Source organism: Serratia sp. JSRIV006, from assembly GCF_019968685.1.
In the GTDB taxonomy this organism is placed as follows: Bacteria; Pseudomonadota; Gammaproteobacteria; order Enterobacterales; family Enterobacteriaceae; genus Chania; species Chania fonticola_B.
The window spans coordinates 2197811-2219328 of record NZ_CP074137.1 but is presented as its reverse complement, the minus strand read 5'-3'; the positions used below and the strand labels follow the sequence as shown (position 1 = coordinate 2219328).

General features: G+C 54.0%; 22 protein-coding genes and 1 tRNA gene. 11 read left to right on the top strand and 12 right to left on the bottom strand.

The window, feature by feature from the left end:
- The first annotated feature begins 9 nt into the window (after positions 1–9).
- The 7 genes from hyfH to KGP16_RS10180 all read left to right on the top strand — a co-directional run bounded on the left by hyfH (position 10) and on the right by KGP16_RS10180 (position 7213).
- Positions 10–555 carry a hydrogenase 4 subunit H gene (hyfH, locus tag KGP16_RS10210; RefSeq protein ID WP_223501275.1) on the top strand — a complete coding sequence of 182 codons (546 nt, stop codon included), beginning with the start codon at positions 10–12 and terminating at the stop codon, positions 553–555.
- Position 556: 1 nt separating this feature from the next.
- On the top strand, positions 557–1342 hold the full coding sequence (locus KGP16_RS10205; protein ID WP_223501273.1) for an NADH-quinone oxidoreductase subunit B family protein: 786 nt from the start codon (positions 557–559) through the stop codon (positions 1340–1342).
- Entirely contained in the window at positions 1332–1748 is a 417-nt protein-coding gene (locus KGP16_RS10200; RefSeq protein ID WP_021804853.1) for a formate hydrogenlyase maturation HycH family protein, read from the top strand. The genes KGP16_RS10205 and KGP16_RS10200 overlap by 11 nt, the downstream gene beginning before the upstream one ends.
- A complete protein-coding gene (hycI, locus tag KGP16_RS10195; protein WP_059200433.1) occupies positions 1745–2197 on the top strand; it encodes a hydrogenase maturation peptidase HycI in 453 nt (150 codons plus the stop codon). The genes KGP16_RS10200 and hycI overlap by 4 nt, the downstream gene beginning before the upstream one ends.
- 172 nt (positions 2198–2369) lie before the next feature.
- The gene (fdhF, locus tag KGP16_RS10190) at positions 2370–4514 is read left to right on the top strand and encodes a formate dehydrogenase subunit alpha (RefSeq protein WP_223501271.1); all 2145 of its coding nucleotides are present in this window, start codon (positions 2370–2372) and stop codon (positions 4512–4514) included.
- A 280-nt stretch (positions 4515–4794) separates the two neighbouring features.
- The gene (gene rfaQ / locus KGP16_RS10185; RefSeq protein ID WP_021804855.1) at positions 4795–5964 is read left to right on the top strand and encodes a putative lipopolysaccharide heptosyltransferase III; all 1170 of its coding nucleotides are present in this window, start codon (positions 4795–4797) and stop codon (positions 5962–5964) included.
- 19 nt (positions 5965–5983) lie between these two features.
- Positions 5984–7213, top strand: a complete 1230-nt coding sequence (locus KGP16_RS10180) for an O-antigen ligase (protein WP_223501270.1) — start codon at positions 5984–5986, stop codon at positions 7211–7213.
- 61 nt (positions 7214–7274) lie between these two features.
- Here the strand turns inward: KGP16_RS10180 and KGP16_RS10175 are convergent, their stop codons facing one another.
- From KGP16_RS10175 to KGP16_RS10130, 10 genes are all read right to left on the bottom strand, one after another.
- Complete coding sequence (locus tag KGP16_RS10175) at positions 7275–7853, bottom strand: ATP-dependent Clp protease proteolytic subunit (RefSeq protein ID WP_059200429.1); 579 nt, start codon at positions 7851–7853, stop codon at positions 7275–7277.
- 68 nt (positions 7854–7921) lie between these two features.
- Positions 7922–9088: an MFS transporter gene (locus tag KGP16_RS10170; protein ID WP_223501269.1), complete on the bottom strand. Its 1167-nt coding sequence runs from the start codon at positions 9086–9088 to the stop codon at positions 7922–7924.
- 523 nt (positions 9089–9611) lie between these two features.
- The gene (locus tag KGP16_RS10165) at positions 9612–11210 is read right to left on the bottom strand and encodes an ABC transporter substrate-binding protein (RefSeq protein ID WP_059200427.1); all 1599 of its coding nucleotides are present in this window, start codon (positions 11208–11210) and stop codon (positions 9612–9614) included.
- Positions 11211–11372: 162 nt separating this feature from the next.
- Positions 11373–12167, bottom strand: a complete 795-nt coding sequence (locus tag KGP16_RS10160) for an ABC transporter ATP-binding protein (protein ID WP_021178434.1) — start codon at positions 12165–12167, stop codon at positions 11373–11375.
- Positions 12164–13066: an ABC transporter permease gene (locus KGP16_RS10155; protein ID WP_021804858.1), complete on the bottom strand. Its 903-nt coding sequence runs from the start codon at positions 13064–13066 to the stop codon at positions 12164–12166. Before KGP16_RS10155 ends, KGP16_RS10160 begins: the two co-directional genes overlap by 4 nt.
- A gap of 80 nt (positions 13067–13146) precedes the next feature.
- Complete coding sequence (locus KGP16_RS10150) at positions 13147–14109, bottom strand: ABC transporter substrate-binding protein (RefSeq protein ID WP_094982359.1); 963 nt, start codon at positions 14107–14109, stop codon at positions 13147–13149.
- A gap of 162 nt (positions 14110–14271) precedes the next feature.
- On the bottom strand, positions 14272–14550 hold the full coding sequence (locus tag KGP16_RS10145; RefSeq protein WP_223501268.1) for an ATP-dependent Clp protease proteolytic subunit: 279 nt from the start codon (positions 14548–14550) through the stop codon (positions 14272–14274).
- A complete protein-coding gene (locus KGP16_RS10140; protein ID WP_223501265.1) occupies positions 14547–15791 on the bottom strand; it encodes an amino acid permease in 1245 nt (414 codons plus the stop codon). The genes KGP16_RS10145 and KGP16_RS10140 overlap by 4 nt, the downstream gene beginning before the upstream one ends.
- Positions 15792–16340: 549 nt before the next feature.
- A complete protein-coding gene (gene ppk2, locus KGP16_RS10135) occupies positions 16341–17216 on the bottom strand; it encodes a polyphosphate kinase 2 (protein WP_081050702.1) in 876 nt (291 codons plus the stop codon).
- A 375-nt stretch (positions 17217–17591) separates the two neighbouring features.
- Positions 17592–17679: transfer RNA gene (locus KGP16_RS10130), tRNA-Ser, on the bottom strand.
- 228 nt (positions 17680–17907) lie between these two features.
- Between KGP16_RS10130 and yccA the strand changes: the two genes are divergently transcribed.
- Positions 17908–18567, top strand: a complete 660-nt coding sequence (gene yccA / locus KGP16_RS10125) for an FtsH protease modulator YccA (RefSeq protein WP_021181987.1) — start codon at positions 17908–17910, stop codon at positions 18565–18567.
- A 108-nt stretch (positions 18568–18675) separates the two neighbouring features.
- Positions 18676–19005 carry a sulfurtransferase TusE gene (tusE, locus tag KGP16_RS10120; protein ID WP_024485653.1) on the top strand — a complete coding sequence of 110 codons (330 nt, stop codon included), beginning with the start codon at positions 18676–18678 and terminating at the stop codon, positions 19003–19005.
- A 7-nt stretch (positions 19006–19012) separates the two neighbouring features.
- Here the strand turns inward: tusE and yccX are convergent, their stop codons facing one another.
- Positions 19013–19291, bottom strand: coding sequence for an acylphosphatase (gene yccX, locus KGP16_RS10115; protein WP_021181988.1), 279 nt, complete (start codon positions 19289–19291; stop codon positions 19013–19015).
- Positions 19292–19384: 93 nt separating this feature from the next.
- Here yccX and rlmI point away from each other — a divergent pair, with 93 nt between their 5' ends.
- Together rlmI and hspQ are read left to right on the top strand one after the other, a co-directional pair.
- The gene (gene rlmI / locus KGP16_RS10110) at positions 19385–20575 is read left to right on the top strand and encodes a 23S rRNA (cytosine(1962)-C(5))-methyltransferase RlmI (protein ID WP_021804868.1); all 1191 of its coding nucleotides are present in this window, start codon (positions 19385–19387) and stop codon (positions 20573–20575) included.
- 61 nt (positions 20576–20636) lie between these two features.
- Complete coding sequence (hspQ, locus tag KGP16_RS10105) at positions 20637–20954, top strand: heat shock protein HspQ (RefSeq protein ID WP_021182046.1); 318 nt, start codon at positions 20637–20639, stop codon at positions 20952–20954.
- A gap of 98 nt (positions 20955–21052) precedes the next feature.
- On the opposite strand, the gene KGP16_RS10100 is transcribed toward hspQ, so the two are convergent.
- Positions 21053–21466, bottom strand: a complete 414-nt coding sequence (locus KGP16_RS10100) for a CoA-binding protein (RefSeq protein ID WP_021182047.1) — start codon at positions 21464–21466, stop codon at positions 21053–21055.
- Between the last annotated feature and the right edge of the window lie 52 nt (positions 21467–21518).

The window sequence follows — 21518 nt, the reverse complement described above, 5'->3', positions numbered from 1 at the left end:
GGAGACAGCATGCTGAAACTGTTTAAAACCATCCTGAAGGCCGGTGAAGTCACGGTGAAATACCCGTTTAAGCCGCTGGAAGTGTGCCCGGGGTTTCGTGGCAAGCCAGAGTACGATCCTGAGCAGTGTATCGCCTGTGGTGCCTGCACCGTGGCCTGCCCGGCCAATGCATTAACCATGGAAACCCATGAGGCCAGCGGCGAGCGCGTCTGGCAGTTGTTCATTGGCCGTTGCATCTTCTGCGCACGCTGTGAAGAAGTTTGCCCGACGCGGGCGATCCGGCTGTCGGAAGAGTTTGAAATGGCGGTGATGCACAAACCCGATCTGTATATCCGCGCCACCTTTACCCTGCTCAACTGCCGCAGTTGCCAGCAGCCCTTTACGCCAACCAAATCGGTGGATTACGCCCTGGCGTTACTGGCCCACGCGGGTATGGGCACCGACGGCATTGAGGCCTTACGGCCCCAGTTCGAGACCTGCCCCGCCTGCAAGCGTAAACAGGCCCTGAGCCAGCATCGGCCGATGAAACTGAGCCAGCCGGCGGGAGCGAAATAATATGACGATGCCCGATATCAAGGTTAATCATCACCGCAGCACGCCGATCACCGTTGATGAACAGACCGCCAAACTCAAAAGCAAGCTGCTGAAGGATATCAAACGCTCGGCCTACGTTTATCGCGTGGACTGCGGCGGCTGCAACGGCTGTGAGATCGAGATCTTCTCCGCCATCACGCCGGTATTTGATGCCGAGCGTTTTGGCATCAAGGTGGTCCCCTCACCGCGCCATGCCGATATTCTGCTGTTTACCGGCGCGGTCACCCGGGCCATGCGCGTGCCCGCGCTCAGAGCTTACGAATCGGCACCCGATCCAAAAATCTGTATCTCTTACGGGGCCTGCGGCTGTGGCGGCGGGATTTTCCACGATCTGTACTGCGTCTGGGGCGGCAGTGAGTCTATCGTACCGATTGACGTGTGGATCCCTGGTTGCCCACCGACGCCCGCCGCTACTCTCTACGGCTTTGCCGTGGCCCTGGGCCTGCTGGAGCAAAAGCTGAAGGGCGAAAACCACCTTGAGCAGGTAGGCGAAAAGGCAGCATTGCTGCTGCCTGGCATCCCACTGCATACCCGCGTACTGATTGAACGCGAGGCACGCCGTCTGGCGGGCTACTACCAAGGCCGCATCATCAGTGACCGTTTCCTCTCCCTGTTGGCCGGAGCCAGCATGGATGCGGCCACGTTGCGCCTGGAAGAATGGTTGAAACAGGAAAACGACCCTCGTCTGCGCGAGATTGTCGCTTGCCTGATTGATTGCCTGCAACAGGAGCTGACCCATGCAAAATGAAGGTAAGGCGGTGTTCTGGTCGTTACGCCAGAAGTTTCTTGATAGCGATGACGACATGCCTGCCCAGGCGCAGCAGGTGATGTATTACTCGCTGGCGATTGGCCATCACGTGGGGGTGATTGACTGCCTGAACACCGAGTTGAGCTGCCCATTGCCGCAATATCAAGCCTGGGTTGAGCTGTTCCCGGAAGGTGAGGCCCAACGCAAGATGCGTGGCCTGCTGACCTTTGGCGAAATCACCATCGACTCCACCCACACCAGCCTGCTGGCCAATGCTCTGGCCCCGTTGATTGATAGCCAACCAGCGCCCTTTAGCGAATGGAGTACCAAGCTGCTCGGCCTGCTCGCCGAGATTGAGCGCGAGCCTGCTATCTATCTGATTGTGAAAAAGGTGACGACCCCATGAATGTCGTCCTTACCGTAGGCAATAGCATGATGGGTGACGACGGTGCCGGGCCATTGCTGGCCGAAATGATGGCTGACGCGCCAATCGAGGGTTGGATCGCCGTCAACGGCGGTTCCACCCCCGAAAACGTCACGCATCAGATCCGCGATCTTAAGCCCAGCCGGTTGGTGATTGTCGATGCCACCGATATGGAGCTGGCTCCTGGCGAAATCCGTATCGTCAATCCTGACGATATTGCCGAGATGTTCTTTATGAGCACCCACAATATGCCGCTCAATTTCCTGATCGACCAGCTACGTGAGGATATTGAGGAAGTGATATTTCTCGGCGTTCAGCCGGACGTGGTGATGTTTTATTTCCCGATGACGGAGAAAGTGATGCAGGCGGTACGGGTGATTTATCAGCGGTTATCAATATGGGATACGGGAGAAGGTTTTGAGCAGTTGTAAACCTCTGCCAATGATTATCGAGTAATACAGGCGTGCCATTAATCCACATCAAGTCAGCGTGGCACAATTTATGCTTCAAATAAGTGAGACACATTTTTCGTCACCGGGGAGATTTTCAGGCCCAGTGGCGTGTTGAGCAATGTCGAACAGGTTTAAACAAGGAGTGCTGGAGATGAAAACAGTCATCACGGTCTGCCCCTATTGCGCTTCAGGTTGCAAAATCAACCTGATAGTCGACAACGGCAGGATCGTTAAGGCCGAAGGCGCTAACGGCGTGACCAATCAGGGCGAGCTATGCCTGAAAGGGTATTACGGCTGGGATTTCGTTCACGATACCAAGATCCTGACGCCACGGCTGAAAACGCCGATGATCAGGCGGGAACGAGGTGGCAAACTGGAGTCGGTGTCCTGGGAAGAGGCCATTGAGTTCGCCAGTTCACGCCTGCTGGCCGTTAAAGAGAAATACGGCCCGAATGCGATTATGACGACCGGCTCCTCACGTGGGCCCGGTAACGAAGCCAACTATGTGATGCAGAAATTTGCTCGCGCCACCGTCGGTACCAACAATATCGACTGTTGCGCACGCGTCTGACACGGCCCCTCGGTTGCAGGTCTGCAGCGATCGGTCGGTAACGGCGCCATGAGTAACTCAATCTGCGAGATTGAGGATACCCAGTGTATTTTTGTCTTCGGCTATAACGCCGCGGACTCACATCCTATTGTCGCCCGCCGCATTCTCAAGGCGAAGGAGAAAGGAGCCAAAGTCATTGTTTGCGATCCGCGCTATATCGAAACGGCGCGTATTGCGGATATCCATTTGCCATTGAAAAACGGTTCCAACATCGCCCTGATCAACGCGCTCGCTCATGTGATGATTGAGGAGAACCTGTACGATCAGGCGTTTGTTGAGCAGCATACCGAGCAGTTCGATGAGTATCGCGCCATCGTGGCGGACTACCCACCGGAGTCGGTTGAAAAAACCACGGGCCTCACCACCCAGCAAATCCGTGAAACGGCACGCATGTATGCCAGCGCGCCAACGGCCACCATCCTGTGGGGCATGGGCGTCACCCAGTTCTATCAGGGCGTGGAAACCGTGCGAGCGCTGACCAGCCTGGCGATGCTGACCGGTAACCTGGGCAAGCCGAACGTCGGGGTTAACCCGGTGCGCGGGCAGAATAACGTTCAGGGTGCCTGTGATATGGGCGCGTTGCCAAACACCCTGCCCGGCTATTTCCAGGTCACGGATGCCGAGGCACGGGAAAGGTTTGCCAACGCATGGGGAATCGACGCGATGCCAGCCGAGATCGGCTATGCATTGAGCGAAGTGCCGCACAATATCGACCATGGCAAACTCAAAGCGCACTACATCATGGGGGAAGATCCGCTGCAAACGGAGCCGGATCTAGCCACCATCCGTAGAACCTTTGAGAAGCTGGATTTGCTGATCGTGCAAGATATCTTCATGACCAAAACCGCCGCAATTGCCGACGTTGTTTTCCCGGCAACCTCCTGGGGCGAGCATGAAGGGGTGTATACCGCGGCAGACCGCGGCTTCCAACGCTTCTATAAGGCGGTGGAGCCGGTGGGCGATGTGAAGACGGACTGGCAGATCATCAGCCTGATGTCGACGGCCATGGGTTACCCGATGCACTACAACAACACGCAGGAAATCTGGGACGAACTGCGCGAGCTGTGCCCACTCTACTATGGCGCTACCTACGAGAAGATGGCGGATCTGGCCTACATTCAGTGGCCATGCCCAACGTTGGATCACCCAGGTACCCCTTATCTGTACGAAGGCGGGGAATTCTCTCGGCCCGGTGGCAAAGCAGAGTTCTTTACCTGTGAATGGGCTCCGCCGATCGATCAGCTCAGCGATGAGTTCCCGTTCGTGCTGTCGACGGTACGCGAAGTGGGCCATTACTCCTGCCGTTCGATGACCGGCAACTGTAAGGCACTGGTCGCGTTGGCCGATGAACCAGGCTATGTACAGGTCAACTCGGAAGACGCCGCACGGCTAGGGATTGAGGATCAGGCCTTGGTGTGGGTACGTTCACGTCAGGGCAAAGTTATTACCCGTGCCAACGTCAGCGAACGTCCTAACCGGGGTGCGATCTACATGACCTACCAATGGTGGATCGGTGCCTGTAACGAGCTGGTGGCGGAAAACCTCAGCCCGATAACCAAAACGCCGGAATACAAATACTGTGCCGTGCAGATTGAGCCCATTAAGGATCAAGGGCAGGCAGAACACTATGTTCAGCAGGAGTACAGCAAGATCAAACAGCGCCTCCGCGAGGCCGCTGCGGGCTAATCTGTAAAAGCCGAACCTCAAGGACGAGGTTCGGCTTTCCACGCATCTCTCACCACCCGCTATTCATCCTCACACTTCTGCCAGTGGCTGCCATACTAAAATTCCCAATAGACGATTTATCCCGTGGCTCACAATCCCGCACAATACCCCCTTACTTTATAAAGGATTGATCGTTTTCAACGATCGGTCTGATCTTATTGATCTGTACAACCAATTATCTTTGTCTTTCCGCCACCTATAAGATCGCCTTTTATCGTTCTCTGGGATATATCAGCAAAATATGACGTTCGCGATGAGTGCTGGCAAGGCCGTGTTACCTGACCGTCGCTTGCCCAACGGACTACTGCACCGCGATCGGGTACAGCGCATCCTGGTGATCAAGCTGCGTCACTTTGGTGATGTCCTGCTAACTACCCCGTTGCTCAGTACGCTGCGCGCCAATTACCCCAACGCCCTGATTGACGTGCTGGTGTATGACGGTACCGAGGCGATGCTGGCGGGCAATCGGGATGTCTATCTGACCTATACCGTCGATCGCAGCCTAAAACGGCAGAGCTGCAAGGCACAGTATCGCGGTGAGCAAGCCCTGTGGAACAGTCTCAACACTGGCCACTACGACCTGGTGATTAATCTGTCCGACCAGTGGCGGGCGGCGTTGTATTGTCGCTTTCTCAAACCGACGTTCAGCCTGGGGTTTGCTTACCCCAAGCGTAATAACCGGCTGTGGCGGGCTTGTCATTCGTTGTTGGTGCCGGTGGACGGACATAACCAACGGCACACCGTGCTCAATAACCTCTCGATTCTGTCCCCATTGGCCTTACCCACCTTGGAAACCAAGGTGACCCAGGCTTACCGGCAGCGCGATGTCGATGAGATTGACCGCCTCAGCCAACATCATCACCTGACGGATTTCGTGCTGATCCAGCCTACTGCGCGCTGGGCGTTCAAAACCTGGTCGGTGGCAGGATTCACACGGGTTATCGACCATCTCACCGCCAGCGGAGAAACCGTGGTGCTGACCTGCGGGCGTTCTGCCGATGAGATCGCCCTGATAGCCACCCTTCTGGCCCACTGCGCCATGCCACAACGGGTGGTCAATCTGGCCGGTCGCCTGGACCTGCCGGAGCTTGCCGTCTTGATCGATCGGGCGAAGCTGTTTATCGGGGTGGATTCGGTAGCGATGCATATGGCCGCCGCCCTGCAGACGCCTTCCGTCGTGCTGTTCGGCCCCAGCAATCTGCAACAGTGGTCGCCCTGGCAGGCTCCGCACATCCTGTTATGGGCAGGCAACTACCGCTCATTACCCCACCCCGACGAGGTGAACACCGCTACCCCGGAACGTTATCTGGACGCCATTCCCGCCAGTGAGGTTATCCGGGCCATAAACCGCCAGCTCACCTGCCTGGAAATCCCAACTTCCCGCACAGTGAATGACACCGTGTTTAATTAACCCTGATTTGAGCCACTCCATGCCATCCACCGAACCCTATTCCGTATCGTTACTCTCCCCTGCCCGCCTTCGGCTATTTGGCTTCACGGCATTTTTGCTCGGCGTATCCCTGCCGACCTCCAATGCGCTGATGAATGCTTCGCTGGTGTTAGCGGCGCTATGTCTGCTGTGGCAGCGTGACTATCGCCACCTGATGCCTTTGCTCAAACAACCGCTGGTATGGCTGCCCGCATTGATGTTTGCACTGCTGGCCGCCTCGTTATTGACCCAGCACCACGAATACGGCCCGAAGATGGTCGGCAAGTATCAAAAGCTACTGTTTGTGTTGCCCTTGGCACTGTTCTTTATCACCGACTCCAGGCTTATCACCCGCTTTATCAGCGGTTTTCTGATCGCCAATGCCGTGATACTGGCGATCAGCCTGATTTCGGGGGTCGGGCATGTAACGCTGGGTGGCCTCGATCCGCAGAATCCAACGGTGTTTAAACTGCAGATAACCCAGAACGTGTTTATGGCGTTTGCTGCATTGATATGGCTAACCCGCGCTTTTGCGCAATCAGGTGTGCTGCGTTGGTGCTATGGGGCATTGGTTCTACTGGCAACGGCGAACGTACTGCTGATGGTACAGGGGCGTACCGGCTATGTGGCGCTATTGGTCGGCGTGGGGCTTTGGTTGCTGCTGACGCTGCCCCGCTGGCAGCGGCTGGGGGTACTAGCCTGTGGTTTGCTGCTGGCCATTATGCTGATTTTTATCCCCAATAGAGCGACGGAGCGCCTGACGCTCGGCCTTGCTGAGGTACGCAATTGCGTGTTGGCCCCGGCAGAGCAGGCCTATCAGGCTTGCGACAACTCGATGGGACAGCGCACCGCCTTTGCCCGCGAATCGCTGCGCCTGATAAAACAGGCCCCACTGCTGGGTAACGGGGCCGGGAGTTTCTGGTATGGTAATGCGCAGACCGGTTACGGCGTGCATAACCCGCACAATGAATACCTGCTGGAAACGGTACAAAATGGCTTGCTGGGGCTGGCGCTGTTTCTGGGCTGGATGTGGTGCTGCTTCCGAGTCGCCTGGCGGCAACCAACAGCCTGCCGCAACCTGCTGGTTGCCGTGCTCGGCAGTTATCTGGCCTGCCACCTGTTCAACTCGTTCCTGCTCGATTCCGCCGAGGGGCATCTGTTTATGGTATTGGCTGCCGTGCTGGCAGGCTACCGAGTTACTTCGTCCCAGCCAGATCCTGCTCGACGTTAAGGTCTGTGGAAATGCCGTCACTGGCTGACCGGTACTGCAATGCAGGACCGGTCAGCGATGCTTAGGTTATTTCCTTTTCGCTGACAATGACTTTTGACACCAGGCCATAGTCGATCGCTTCTGCCGCTGGCATCCAAAAATCGCGCTCAATATCGTGCAAAACCTTTTCCAGCTTCTGCCCGGTTTGGCTGGCGATCAAGGCCGCGATCCTTTCCCTGATGCGGATAATTTCTCTGGCCTGAAGTGCCACATCGGTAGCCTGACCGCCAATACCGCCGCTAGGCTGGTGGATCAGAAAACGGGTATTGGTCAAACAGAAGCGGCGTTCCTTGGGGACCGCCAAGAACACATTAACCGCGGCGCTCCCTACCCAACCGCTGCCGATCATATTGACAGGGGCACTAATAAAGCGGACGACATCGTGGATCACATCACCCGACTCTACATGGCCGCCTGGTGAACAAATCAGGAAATTAATCGGCTCGCAAGCCTCGTCGGACAGCGCCACCAGTTGCTTGACGACATTGTAGGCCACCGTGTCGTTGATTTCCCCAAACAACAAGATAGTTCGCGACTTGAAGGTTCTCTCGTCCAAAAAGCCATCGCGCTGAGGGGGACTTATTGCCGTTTTTTCTGCCATCTTATACCTCGTCTGTTTTATGGATCGTCCCCGCCATCAAGCTCGGGGTCCGTGGTTAGTGCAGCACTTTACTCAACCGGATGACTAATGACTGGTGAGCGAGTAGCCCTGAATTCTGGCGCCAGAGTCGCCAGGGCCAATATCGCCAAGCCGGCACCAATCCATAATGCTCCCGGTAAGCCCAGTCCTGCGCTGATACCTACTCCGCCAATCCAGGAACCAACCATAACACCCAGCATAATGCAGGCCGTATGTACCGAATTAACCAACATGTTGTTCCGGCCAACCCGCGCGCCACGCGTCACCAAAGCTGGATTCATCGACACCCCCGTCAGGCCAATCACCACCAGCGCCGCCACGGCAACCGCTTTGATTTGGCCGAACATGGCAAAGATAACCATAGCAGCAATCGTTGCCACCAGGCCGACAACAATCACCGCGATGGTATGCGCATCAGCCAGCCGGCTCACGATAGTGTTCCCTACCAGCGTTGCAAGGCCGTAGATGACGAGCAGGAGTAGCACCGTTGCCGGTGAGAAGCCGCTGATATCGGTCAGGATCGGTACGAAGTAGGTGAAGCCAGCGAAAGTCGCGCCAATAAGCAGCAGGCTGGTTGCGTAGATCCCCCACAGTTTACCGCTTTTGAACGCGGCCAATTCCGATCTCAGCGATGACGTACCTGATGGCGCTGGCATCGCTGGCATCACCTTAATGACCAGCAGCCCAACCAGTAAGGCAATGACGGCCACGGCCATGAAGCTCACGCGCCAGCCGAACCATTCCCCCAGCAAAGTCGCGCCTGGCAGACCGAACACGGTCCCCACCATTAAACCGCCGAGGACTACTGACGCCGCCCGGGCAAACAGCTTCTGGTCAACAAGTTCAGCGCAGGTTGTCAGTGCCACACCGAAGAACGCCGCAGCGGCAATACCGGTGATGACCCGTGCAACAACCATGATGTTATAACCTTGTGCCATAGAACCAATGACTTGGCCAACGATGAACAAGGCAATTAACCCGAGCAACGCATTTTTCCGGGAGACTTTGAGTAGACCCACCGTCAGCAGTGGTCCACCAATAGCCATCGTGCCAGCATAGATCGTCACCAGATAGCCAATGGCCGGAAATGACACGTTAAACTCCGCCGATAATTCAGGCATTAATCCTGAAACCATATATTCGCTGGTCGTGAGCGCGAAAATGCCAGCACCGAGCAGATAAACTATAAAAGACATGGTAATTAACCCTCCCGTAATTCAGTGATGGAAAAAATGAGAGATATCGCCATGCATAAGAGGATGCCAATACTGGTTACATAGGTCATAAGGACTTCCTTGTCATTGTTATCTTACCAATTAATAACGAAATTAATTCACAACAAAACATTAACAACCTATACGCTTGAATATTCCCCCTGTCAAATTAAGTGATAATCCGCTGTACGCTTGATCGGCTGGTTCAAAAGTCACTTAATTAATTGAACGAGAAAATATAATTCAGAATAATATTCATTATTTTTATATTTCTTTTCCAGGCTTGATCCGCCCTATATAGCCAGGAATTTCTTTTGCAGGTTTGCGAGAGCTGGCGAATGGAGCCCTCAATAAGCAAATGTGTAAGGTTGATAGCCGCTGTACGAGGCCTAATCCAATGCCGGAAAAACGCCGATGATGTGGTGCCCCCTTTTTCTCCAAAGATTTAAGAGGAAGATGTAAAATGCCCTCTTAAATCCCGGAAGAAGATACGGCTTGTCTTGAGTTAATTCAGTTTGGCTTTGGAAAAATCACTGCCCATCAAGCTGACGCTATAGCCACTAACGTTGCTGCGCGTGGCATAGAAGGTTTTGCCATTCGCCAGCGCTATCCACGGAGCCTGCTGGTAGAAGATTTCCTGCGCCTGACCGTAGAGTTTTGCACGTTCGGCCGGGACGCTAGTCAACCTGGCCTGCTGTACCAGACCATCATAGGTTTTATCGCACCAGCGCGCGGCATTCGAGCCGGTTTTGATGCTGTTGCAACCCAGCAGCACCTCGGCAAAGTTATCCGGATCGCCATTATCAGACATCCAGCCAAACAGCGCGGTGTCATGCTCGCCCTTACGCATACCGGCGAGATACTCTCCCCACTCGTAAGAGACGATTTTCGCCTTCACGCCAACCTTTTCCCAGTCGCTTTGCAGCATTTCCGCAATACGCTTGGAGTTCGGGTTATACGGGCGCTGAACCGGCATTGACCACAGCGTGATCTCAAAGCCCTTTTCCAGCCCGGCCTGTTTCAGCAACGCCTTGGCTTTTTGCGGATCGTAGCCGTAATCCTGCAGGTCTTTATCAAAGCCCAGCATATTTGGCGGCAACGGCGATTTCGCCACCGTGGCAGAACCTAAAAATACCGCGTTAACTATCGCCTTTTTGTCAGTCGCGTAGTTTAGGGCTTGGCGTACCAGCACGTTATCCAGCGGTTTTTTCTCGGTGTTAAATGCCAAGTAACCGACGTTCAGTGCATCCACCTTATGCAGGGTCAGGTCTTTGTTTTTATTGATTTCATCAAACTGTACCGGAGCCGGCGCGGGGATAATCTGGCACTCGTTGGTCTGGAGTTTCGCCAGGCGCGTCTGTACGTTCGGCGTTATGGAGAAGATCAGATGCTTGGTCGGCACCTCTCCATCCCAGTAATTAGGGTTGGCAGCATAGCGGATCAGTGAATCGACTTTATACTGCTGCAAGACGTAAGGGCCGGTGCCGATTGGCCAGGTATCCACGTATTCTGGCGTGCCTTTTTTCAGCATCGCATCGGCGTATTCGGCAGAAAGGATCGACGCAAAGTCCATCCCCCAGTCGGCCAGAAACGCGGCGTTCGGCTCGCTGAGAACAAACTGAACGTGGTAATCGTCCAGCTTTTTCACTTCCTTAATCAGCGTATCCAGACCTACGTCGTGAAAATATTCGTAATTGCCCTGCGATACCTTGTGGTATGGGTGATTGGCGTCTTTCTGGCGTAACACCGAGAACACCACGTCATCGGCGTTAAAATCGCGGGTCGGCTTGAAGTTTTTGTTGCTGTTAAATTTCACCCCTTGGCGCAGGGTAAAGGTGTAGGTTTTGCCGTCTGGGGAAATTTTCCATTCGGTTGCCAATGACGGCGTTGGCGTGTTGTTAACCGGATCGAAATTGATTAAACGGTTATACAGCACCTGCGAGCTGGCAACGAACGTTGGGCCAGAGCTGGCAATCTGCGGGTTGAACGACTCCGGTGACGCCTCGGAGCAATAAATCAGCGTATCGTTGGCTGCCGCCATGGCAGCACTTGCCGGTAAGAGTGTGCTCAGCGCCAGCGCGAGCAGCGTTTTCCCTGTAGACATGGTCATCGCCTTGTTTGACTTTTTTCAGGCGACAATCTCAGCACGGACGGGGAACCCAGGCAAATAACCAATTGCTCTCAGGTTATGCCAAAACCGTTGTTTTTGCTGTTTTATTCAGCTAAGCGGGCGCAGCAATGCCACGCCCCAACAAAGTGAACACCCTTAGCTCAGCAGTAGCCCATCATCATCCAGCTTTTCGCCACGAGTTTTCTCAAACATCGCCAACAGATCGGTAACCTGCATGTTCGCCCGTTGCTCACCGACAACATCCAGCACCACCCGCCCCTGGTGCAACATCACGGTTCGATGGCCATGATCCAAAGCCTGGCGCATGGAGTGTGTCACCATCAGTACAGTCAATTGCTGCTCGGCGACAATACGGTCGGTCAGCGCCAGCACAAAAGCCGCCGTTTTAGGATCGAGCGCGGCGGTATGCTCATCCAGCAAGAGCAAACGAGAAGGCTGTAGCGACGCCATCAACAGACTGACCGCCTGACGCTGCCCGCCAGACAGCAGGCCCATGTGATCCCCTAAACGATTCTCCAGCCCCAGTTCTAACGTGGCCAACTTGTCACGGAACAGCTGCCGCTGTTTGCTCTTGACCGCTCGCTGAAATCCTCGCGTTTGACCCCGCTGCAGAGCCAGTGCCAGATTCTCCTCAATGCTCAGCCCCTCACAGGTTCCCGCCAGTGGATCCTGGAATACACGGGCAACCATACCGGCACGACGCCAGGCGGGCATCAGGGTAACGTCCTGTTCATCAATAAACACTTGGCCACGATCGGGGGTAATATCACCGCTGACCGCATTGAGCAGCGTAGACTTCCCTGCCCCGTTACTGCCAATGACCGTCACAAACTGCCCTGCCTCAATATTCAAAGACAGGCCACGTAATACCGGGTTCTCCAGCGGGGTTCCAGGGTTAAAGGTTTTAAACAACTGCTCGGCACGCATCATGATGGCTGCCTCCCCCGCTTGCTTTTCAATTTTTGTTTCAACTTCGGCAGGACCAGCGCCAACGTAACCAGTAGCGCGGTGATCAGATTCAGATCCTGCGCCTGCAAGCCGATAAAGTCTGCATTCAGGGCCAGAGCGATCATCAGGCGGTACAGCAACGCCCCTAACAGGGTTGCCATAGTGATCAGGAACAAGCTACGGGCAGGCAACAGTGTCTCACCAATGATCACCGCCGCCAGCCCGACGACGATGGTGCCGATCCCCATGGAGATATCCGCGCCCCCCTGAGTCTGTACGTACAGCGCCCCCGCCAGCGCTATCAGCGCATTGGACACCGCCATGCCGATCACCGTCAGCCGACTGGTCGCAATCCCCTGAGCGCGCGCCATGCGCGGATTCGCTCCGGTAGCCCGCAGCGCAAGGCCGACTTCTGAGGTCAGGAACGCATCGAGCGCCAGTTTGACGACCACCACCACCAACAACAGCAATAACGGCTGGATCAGCCAGGCGTTGTCCTCAACCTGACTAATGAAAGGAGTGAAAACGCTGGGTAAGCCGATCAGGGCCAGGTTTGGCGCGCCCATAATGCGCAGGTTGATGGAATACAGGGCAATCATCACCAAAATGCTGGCCAGCAGTTGCAAAATACCGAGCCGCACGTGCAGCCAGGCCGTCAAACAGCCGGCACCGGCACCCGCGATAGCCGCCAGCAAACACGCCAGCCAGGGATTATAACCGCTGACAATCATCACCGCGGCAACCGCGCCCCCTAAAGGGAAGCTGCCATCGGCCGTCAAATCGGGAAAATTGAGCAAGCGAAAGGAGATCAATACGCCCAACGCGACCAGCGCAAAGATCAGGCCGATCTCCAAAGCGCCCATCAGGGAAATTAACGACATGCGTACCTCATAAACAGCTTGGCCCGCCACCTGCGGCAGGCCATTTACACCCGATGTAAACCATCATTCAACGCAGATCGTTATTTGATGACTTCTTGTGCTGATTGCACCAGTTCCGCTGGCAGAGTGACCCCCTGCTTCTGGGCGGCGGCAGGGTTCACGCTCAGGCTGAGCTTATTACCTAACTCAGGAGCTATGGCACCTGGCTTCTCGCCCTCTAACAGACGGACGACGATTTTACCGGTCTGGCGGCCCAGATCGTAATAGCTCATCCCCAACGCCGCAGCCGCGCCACGTTTGGCAACGCTATTGTCACCGGCGATCAACGGGATTTTAGCCTGATTGGCAATGCCGACCAGCGACTCGTAGGTGGAGATAACGTTGTTATCAGTATTGGTGTAGATCACGTCGACTTTGCCTACCAGGCTTTTGGCCGCTGGGGCTACGTCGATGGTACGTGCGGCAGGGACCTCAACCAGCGTCATCCCGCGTTTGGTTAATTCATCTTTCAGCTCTTTGACCACCACCGTCGAGTTGACTTCCCCTGGGCTGTAGACCATACCGACCCGCTTGGCATCGGGTTTAACCTGCAAGATCAGATCGACCTGTGGGCCAATGGCGACGCTGTCTGAAACGCCGGTAACGTTGGTGCCACTCGGCTGCCAGCTACTGACCAGCTTGGCCGCCACCGGGTCGGTTACCGTAGTAAACACCACCGGAATGGTCTTGGTAGCCGCCACCACGGACTGCGCCGCAGGCGTTGAAATCGCCACTATCGCATCGGGCTTGTCACCGATAAATTTACGCGCAATCTGCCCGGCGGTGGCCGTATTTCCCTGCGCGCTTTGGAACTGGACCTTGACCTTATCCTTGTCATACCCCGCAGCCTTTAGCTCATCAATCACCCCATCACGGGTGGCATCCAATGCCGGATGGTCAACGATAGAGAGGATCGCCACGGATTTCGGCGCAGCCGCGTAACTGCTGACAGCAAATAAAGCGGCGGCGATAGCTACAAAAATATTTTTATTATTCAAAGGCATGGTCATATCCTTTTCAAGTTGGCGTGGGTGCCAGAGGGGGTGATTAATCATCCTAGCACAGTGTTTTACCGCCATCTATCGGATAACGTTTTGTTATCATGTGGTTAACATACAGAATGAGAAGAAAACACTCGGGCCGGTTACATGGGGCAGTGATTCGGGTCACAATCCGCCACTGTTGGCCTCTCGTTGTTCGATGCGTAGGCCATTAAACAGCGCCCACAACCCGCGTAGCGAGCGGGTAATGGGCACCGATAAGAACACATTAACCGCGGCGCTCCCTACCCAACCGCTGCCGATCATATTCACCGGAGCGCTAATAAATCGGATGACATCGTGGATCACATCACCCGATTCTACATGGCCGCCAGGTGAACAAATCAGGAAATTAATCGGCGCGGAGGACTCGTCAGACAACCCCAGCAGCCTTGCAAAAGTCACCAGCCAGCCGGCAAATAACCAAACAGTGACGCAATTGCATAGACCGCACTTCCCAGATACAGCAGAACAATACTCACCTGCAACAGCGGATGCGTGATCCAGTTACATTGCCAGAGCGGTATCTGGTCGCCATTTTTGCGGGCGCCCCGCAAAATCAGTATCGGCATGATCGACAAGATCACGCCACTGAAGACACCGGCGAAATACAACGCATTGACGAAAGAAACCAGACCACTGTAGGCCAGCGCGAACGGTGGCAAAACGACTACCATCAACACGCCGAAGCGGCGCAACGGCCGTTCGTCGTCCCCCAACCTGAACTTATCGAAAATATTACTCACGAAGCTGCCGCCCAACCCCCAGTAGGATGTCAGCATGGCACATAGCGCAAAGATATTGGCAGAGAAGAAAGCCCATTGGCCGAGCGCCTGCCCCCACGAGATCGTCGCCACGTCAGAAATATTACCCAACCCACTGAGCGCGATCACCGACATCGGCACCACTGCCAACAGCACAAAAGTCGTTACCATCCCGACAATAATGGCCTTGGGAAGTTGTTCTGGCTTATTCGCAAAACCGCGTGCCATCTCAGGCACAATATATTGGGCAGAAAAACAGAACACCACCACACTGAACACGGGCACCATAAAGAGCCAATCACCGTCAAGCAGGTTGCGCATCTGGGTGGTCTCTTTCAATAGCGTCGCGATAACCAGAGCGCTCAACATAACAACCATGCCGATACTGATAAACTTTTCGCCACGACCAATGGCCTTCAAGCCGAGATACAGAACCAACGCCGCTGGGATAAAAAACAGCAGGCTGCCGAGCGCAGGCGAAATGCCGAGCAGGGATTGCAATAGTTTGCCGCTACCAGACATGTAAGCGGTAAGCGCGCCGATACTATTGACACATACTGAAGCAAACATGACCCATGAAGCAAAACCGCCGACATAGCGCTGGGCCAAGCCGCTTAGCTGCAGATGTTCTCGGGTACGAAGGGTGGATTCAGCGACATACAGCATAGAGATGGTGGTTACACAGCCAACCAGTACCAACCAGAATAGCAAAGGTAAATAACCTGCTTTACTGGAAGCGTACGCGATAGAAAGCACGCCTGCACCGATATTAGTGCCGACGATCATTGCGACCCCTTCAAGAAAAGTCAGTGATTTGACGGGTGCAAGAGTCCGTTCCCCTGCGGCTAATGCCGGGGAAATGCCGATGTTTTCGCAAGACATATATCATCCTTTGATACCCGGTAGCGTTAATGACCAGGAAAAGTTAGCGTCTAGAGGGTTGGCCGTTACTTTTCATTCACAAAAATGAAACAACCTCACTTGGTTATACAGTGTACGGCCCTATAAACGAGTGCCAATCACGATTACTTGAGGGATCCAATTGTGTTCTTTAAGGGGGAATTATTATTGCAGCGATTCAGCGAACAGCCTGATGGCAAGCGGCATCGCGACTTTATGACGCGAGCCGCACCAGCGATCTTTGTGCTTCGGGCGATTATTGTCTGGCTGGTGTGTACGAGGATTTTTGCAGGACGTGATCAGAGGGCATAAAAAAGTGTGGGAAAGTCGTCAAATGGTTCGCCTGCTGAGGTTAGGATAACCAACATCATTTCATAACAATCCCATTATATCAGCCCTATTCCGTCACTACCCGTCAGCCCTCTGATTTTACAGGCTCATCGTTTTTGCCGTCAGCTTTTGTGCTCAATGGATAAAAACGCCATGAGTTTTTTAACAGCAAATCGCCATGAATTAGCATGGCTTCTTTGTTCAATAAATCTCAGGAATATGTTTCAAAGGATAGTCTGGTGACTGATATTTTCCGATTTTGCGTTTAGGCAGTTTAATCTTCATTTTTGGCAACCGCTTGTAGGGAATATGCTGCAAAAAATGGTGGATAACATTTAGTCGAACCCGTTTTTTGTCTTCTGAATTAGCAACAAACCAGGGAGCCCAAAGGCTGTCTGTGGCAGCAAACATGTCGTCCCTGGCTCGGGAATAGTCGTCCCAGAGTTCGAAAGAACGGATATCTATCTCTGAAAGCTTCCATGTCTTGCGGCCATCATCAATACGTGCACGCAGTCGACGCTCTTGTTCCTTTGGGCTTACATCCAGCCAGTATTTGATGAGAATTATGCCAGACTCCACCATTAATCGTTCCACCATCGGAACCGTCTCCAAAAATTGATGCGTCTGCTCTGGCGTACAAAAACCCATAACTCGCTCGACGCCAGCTCGGTTATACCAACTACGATCGAAGATAACGACCTCTCCAGCTGCTGGCATATAAGGCATGTAGCGTTGCAGGTACATTTGGGTTTTTTCACGTTCGGTTGGGGCAGGAAGGGCAACAACACGGAACACTCGTGGACTGACTCTTTCGGTCAGTGCTTTTATCGTACCGCCCTTGCCAGCCCCATCGCGTCCCTCAAACACGATGCAAACTTTCAGCCCCTTGGCAATCACCCAACTTTGTAAATGGACAAGTTCTTCGTGTAACAACCTGAGCTCTTGCTGATATTTTTTTTCCGGGATTTTTACCGTGCCTTTTCCTTGTGGCACACGTTTGCCTGATATGCGCTTGGGGTTCTTTTCTTTTGCAAGACTGGCATCGGGTACGATTTTGTTTTTCTTTCCGTTAGTCATGAAGTTACCCCACAATATCATCAATATGACGCTAGCCAGACGTTGAACGTCCCCTCACAGCGCTTGGAGGGCTGCGTATGCAGGACGGATAAGGAGTCAGGAGCCGATGAGCAACCACGAGGTCTCATCTCATACCATATCGTAGTTGTTATTTCTTCATGCTGCGAACGGAAGGCCGCTTCATTATGTCTACTGTTGTTGGAAAAGTTACATTGGTCACGGAGAGAAACAAGCTGTTGATGGAGGAACAAATAGCTAAATAAATTGCATACCGTCCTATCCCTACCTTTGGGCGATCTGGAGCGGATGGTATATTTACTGGATAGCATAAAACGAAAAACCCCAAGCCTTTTGAGCTTGGGGTCATTCATAATATGGCGGAGGAGCAGAGATTCGAACTCTGGAACGGTTTCCCGTCGACGGTTTTCAAGACCGTTGCCTTCAGCCACTCGGCCACCCCTCCGTAATGCAGCGAACTATAAACACAGCCGATCCCGTTGTAAAGCCTGAAACCGTTCAACCGAACGAAAAAACGGCATCTGCAAGCTGACCGATGAAGAAATCAACAATCTGGGGGCAGCAATACCCTAGTAGTCACGTAGGGTAAAGAATGGTAAACAAACTTTAATCAATGGCTTGCACTGCACTATCATCATGATCAATTTTGTGATGACCTGATAAGAGAGATCATATGGACCGCATTGTCGTCTCATCCTCCTCGCGCGACTCTTTGCTAAGCACGCATAAAGTCCTGCGTAACACCTATTTTCTGCTGTCGTTAACGCTGGCCTTTTCCGCACTGACCGCAACCGCCAGCACCATGCTGGGCTTACCGGCTCCTGGGCTGCTGTTAATGCTGGTCGGCTTTTATGGTTTGATGTTCCTGACCCATAAGCTGGCCAATAGCCCTGCCGGTATTCTGGCAGCCTTCGCCTTCACTGGCTTTATGGGCTACGCCCTTGGCCCGATCCTGAGCTCGTTCCTGAACGCTGGCGCGGGTGACCTGATCATGTTGGCGCTGGGCGGTACCGCAGTGGTGTTCTTCTGCTGCTCGGCCTATGTGCTGACCACCCGTAAAGACATGTCGTTCCTGTCTGGCATGATGATGGCGGGCTTCGTAGTGCTGCTGGTGGCGGTTATCGCCAACCTGTTCTTGCAGATCCCTGCCCTGCACCTGGCCATTAGCGCACTGTTTATTCTGTTCTCTGCCGGTGCCATGTTGTGGGAAACCAGCAACATCATTCATGGCGGTGAAACCAACTATATCCGTGCCACCGTCAGCCTGTATGTTTCGCTGTACAACATGTTTATCAGCCTGCTGAGCATCCTGGGCTTCGCCCGCAGCAACTGATACAGCACTTTGTTTTGACCTGAGCCCCGCAATGCGGGGCTTTATTTTTGCCGGGGCAAAAGTTTGCTAGACTGTGGCCCGCAATGAATTACCGATCACCGAGGCTGTATGTTGGAGTTTGAAGGTCAGACGATTGAAACTGACGCCCAGGGCTACCTGAAAAACAGCGCCGACTGGCACGAAGGGCTGGCCCCACTGTTAGCGGCACAGGAAGAGATTGAACTGAGCGAAGCGCATTGGGAAGTCGTACGCTTTGTGCGTAGCTTCTATCAGGAATTTAATACCTCTCCGGCCATTCGCATGCTGGTCAAGGCGATGGCGCAAAAATACGGCGAAGAGAAAGGCAGCAGCCGCTACCTGTATCGCCTGTTCCCGAAAGGCCCGGCCAAACAGGCGACCAAGATCGCCGGGTTGCCAAAACCGGTGAAGTGTATCTAGCTACGGGTTAATAGCGAATACTGAAGCCCTTATATTCGGCAACCCCACGCGGTTCCACCAGCACGCGGTCAACGCGGGCGCTACGTGGGCCGCCGCTTTTCAGCCACGCCATCAGTTGGTCAACGGCCTGTTGTTCGCCACAGGCCAGCACTTCCACGCTACCATCATCCAGATTACGCGCATAGCCAGTTAACCCCAAAGCCGTAGCCTGGTGTTGAGTGTTATAGCGAAATCCTACCCCCTGCACCACACCATAGACATACGCGGCAATACAAACTTGTGTCATAATCGGCTCCTGATCGATTTCATTACAGGCATTCTCTGCGCTGATGCCCAGAGTGTGTCACTCTTTTTTCTCTATCTGGCAGCATACTTAATTATGACCGCACGCTTGATCCTTGCCAAAGGACGTGAAAAGTCCTTACTCCGTCGCCATCCGTGGATTTTCTCTGGCGCTGTTCTCCGTGTCGAAGGTAAAGCCCAGTCCGGCGAAACCATCGATATCCATGACAGCCAGGGCAAATGGCTGGCACGCGGTGCCTATTCACCAGAATCGCAGATTCGCGCACGCGTCTGGACCTTCAAGCAGGACGAAGAAATTGATATCGCTTTCTTTATCAGCCGCTTGCAGCAGGCACAGAGCTGGCGTGATTGGGTCGCAAAGCGTGACGGGCTGAACGGTTATCGCCTGATCGCCGGTGAATCTGACGGTATGCCGGGGATCACCATCGATCGCTTCCAGAACTTCCTGGTTTTACAGTTACTGTCCGCCGGTGCCGAATATCAGCGCGCCCCGCTGCTTTCTGCTCTCCAGCACTGCTACCCAGAATGCGCGATCTACGATCGTTCAGACGTTGCCGTACGTAAGAAAGAGGGCTTGCCGCTTACCCAAGGCCCGGTGCTGGGCGATCTTCCCCCGGCCCTGCTACCGATCACCGAGCACGGTATGAAACTGCTGGTGGACATTCAACAAGGGCACAAAACCGGTTTTTATCTCGATCAGCGTGATAGCCGCCTGGCTGCGCGTAACTATTCCGCAGGCCGTCGCGTGCTCAACTGCTTCTCGTACACCGGCGCTTTCGCGGTGTCTGCCTTGATGGGCGGGTGTGAGCAGGTCATTAGCGTAGATACATCGCAGGCCGCGCTGGATATCGCCAAGCAGAACGTTGAACTGAACCAGTTGGATTTGAGCAAGGCCGAGTTTGTACGTGATGACGTATTCCAACTGCTGCGCAACTACCGCACGCAGGGTGAGAAATTCGACCTGATCATCATGGATCCACCGAAGTTTGTCGAAAACAAAAATCAGTTGGCCAGCGCCTGTCGCGGTTATAAAGACATCAATATGTTAGCCTTCCAGTTGCTGAACCCGGGTGGCATTCTGCTCAGCTTCTCCTGCTCTGGCCTGATGCCGACCGATCTGTTCCAGAAAATTTTGGCCGATGCTGCCGTAGATGCCGGGCGTGATGTACAATTTGTAGAGCAGTTCCGACAGGCTGCCGACCACCCGGTGATTGCGACTTATCCTGAAGGCTTGTATCTGAAAGGGTTTGCCTGCCGGGTGATGTAACTTGAAATGCGCTGTTTTTGTCCTCATATAGAGTTCAATGCACTGTTTCTCAGGAGGTCATATGATAGCCAGCAAATTCGGTATCGGTCAGCAGGTTCGTCACCGGCTGCTGGGGTATTTGGGGGTAGTGATTGATGTCGATCCAGAATACTCTCTGGAGCACCCAAAAGCAGACGAGATTGCAGCCAACGACGAGTTGCGCCTAGCGCCGTGGTATCACGTGGTGATGGAAGACGACGAAGGCCAACCGGTTCACACTTATCTGGCAGAAGCGCAGTTGGCGGGGGAAGCACAGGATGCACACCCTGAACAGCCTTCTCTGGATGAACTGGCGGAATCCATTCGCAGCCAGTTGCAGGCCCCCCGGCTGCGTAACTAAGCGTCAAGCCTGAGAAACCAGCGCCTCTACGTAGCGTAACGGGTTGAAGTCTATCAGCAGTCTCAAACGCCAGGGCCAATCCTGGCGTTTTCATTCAATCAGCGTGCCAGCCCCAGTCGCGGGATCTCAATCTTCGGGCAACGATCCATAATCACCGTTAACCCGGCCTGTTTGGCCAATGCTTCCGCCTGTTCGTTGATCACCCCGATTTGTAACCACAACACCTTGGCGCCTATCGCAATGGCCTCTTGTGCCACCCCATACGCCGCCTCCGAGTTACGAAATACGTCCACCATATCGACAGGATGAGGAATATCCTCCAATGAGGCATAAACCACCTGCCCAAGCAGCGTCTGCCCGGCCAGCTTCGGGCTCACCGGAATGACCTGATAGCCTTGCGCCAGCAAATAAGCCATTACGCCATAGCTGGGCCGCGCCGATTTATCACTGGCCCCCACTAGCGCAATGGTTTTGACCTGCTTGAGTACCTCTGCAATTGCTAGGTCTTGCATGTTTCGCTCCTGATGTTTTCCGAAAAGCATTTTCATCAGTGTAACCGAAACG

What these genes read in the sequence shown, in the direction of transcription:
- hyfH (WP_223501275.1), top strand. Translation starts at nt 10, where the DNA reads ATGCTGAAACTGTTTAAAACCATCCTGAAGGCCGGTGAAGTCACGGTG.
- KGP16_RS10205 (WP_223501273.1), top strand. Translation starts at nt 557, where the DNA reads ATGACGATGCCCGATATCAAGGTTAATCATCACCGCAGCACGCCGATC.
- KGP16_RS10200 (WP_021804853.1), top strand. Translation starts at nt 1,332, where the DNA reads ATGCAAAATGAAGGTAAGGCGGTGTTCTGGTCGTTACGCCAGAAGTTT.
- hycI (WP_059200433.1), top strand. Translation starts at nt 1,745, where the DNA reads ATGAATGTCGTCCTTACCGTAGGCAATAGCATGATGGGTGACGACGGT.
- rfaQ (WP_021804855.1), top strand. Translation starts at nt 4,795, where the DNA reads ATGACGTTCGCGATGAGTGCTGGCAAGGCCGTGTTACCTGACCGTCGC.
- KGP16_RS10180 (WP_223501270.1), top strand. Translation starts at nt 5,984, where the DNA reads ATGCCATCCACCGAACCCTATTCCGTATCGTTACTCTCCCCTGCCCGC.
- KGP16_RS10175 (WP_059200429.1), bottom strand. Translation starts at nt 7,853, where the DNA reads ATGGCAGAAAAAACGGCAATAAGTCCCCCTCAGCGCGATGGCTTTTTG.
- KGP16_RS10170 (WP_223501269.1), bottom strand. Translation starts at nt 9,088, where the DNA reads ATGTCTTTTATAGTTTATCTGCTCGGTGCTGGCATTTTCGCGCTCACG.
- KGP16_RS10165 (WP_059200427.1), bottom strand. Translation starts at nt 11,210, where the DNA reads ATGTCTACAGGGAAAACGCTGCTCGCGCTGGCGCTGAGCACACTCTTA.
- KGP16_RS10160 (WP_021178434.1), bottom strand. Translation starts at nt 12,167, where the DNA reads ATGATGCGTGCCGAGCAGTTGTTTAAAACCTTTAACCCTGGAACCCCG.
- KGP16_RS10155 (WP_021804858.1), bottom strand. Translation starts at nt 13,066, where the DNA reads ATGTCGTTAATTTCCCTGATGGGCGCTTTGGAGATCGGCCTGATCTTT.
- KGP16_RS10150 (WP_094982359.1), bottom strand. Translation starts at nt 14,109, where the DNA reads ATGCCTTTGAATAATAAAAATATTTTTGTAGCTATCGCCGCCGCTTTA.
- KGP16_RS10140 (WP_223501265.1), bottom strand. Translation starts at nt 15,791, where the DNA reads ATGTCTTGCGAAAACATCGGCATTTCCCCGGCATTAGCCGCAGGGGAA.
- ppk2 (WP_081050702.1), bottom strand. Translation starts at nt 17,216, where the DNA reads ATGACTAACGGAAAGAAAAACAAAATCGTACCCGATGCCAGTCTTGCA.
- yccA (WP_021181987.1), top strand. Translation starts at nt 17,908, where the DNA reads ATGGACCGCATTGTCGTCTCATCCTCCTCGCGCGACTCTTTGCTAAGC.
- tusE (WP_024485653.1), top strand. Translation starts at nt 18,676, where the DNA reads ATGTTGGAGTTTGAAGGTCAGACGATTGAAACTGACGCCCAGGGCTAC.
- yccX (WP_021181988.1), bottom strand. Translation starts at nt 19,291, where the DNA reads ATGACACAAGTTTGTATTGCCGCGTATGTCTATGGTGTGGTGCAGGGG.
- rlmI (WP_021804868.1), top strand. Translation starts at nt 19,385, where the DNA reads ATGACCGCACGCTTGATCCTTGCCAAAGGACGTGAAAAGTCCTTACTC.
- hspQ (WP_021182046.1), top strand. Translation starts at nt 20,637, where the DNA reads ATGATAGCCAGCAAATTCGGTATCGGTCAGCAGGTTCGTCACCGGCTG.
- KGP16_RS10100 (WP_021182047.1), bottom strand. Translation starts at nt 21,466, where the DNA reads ATGCAAGACCTAGCAATTGCAGAGGTACTCAAGCAGGTCAAAACCATT.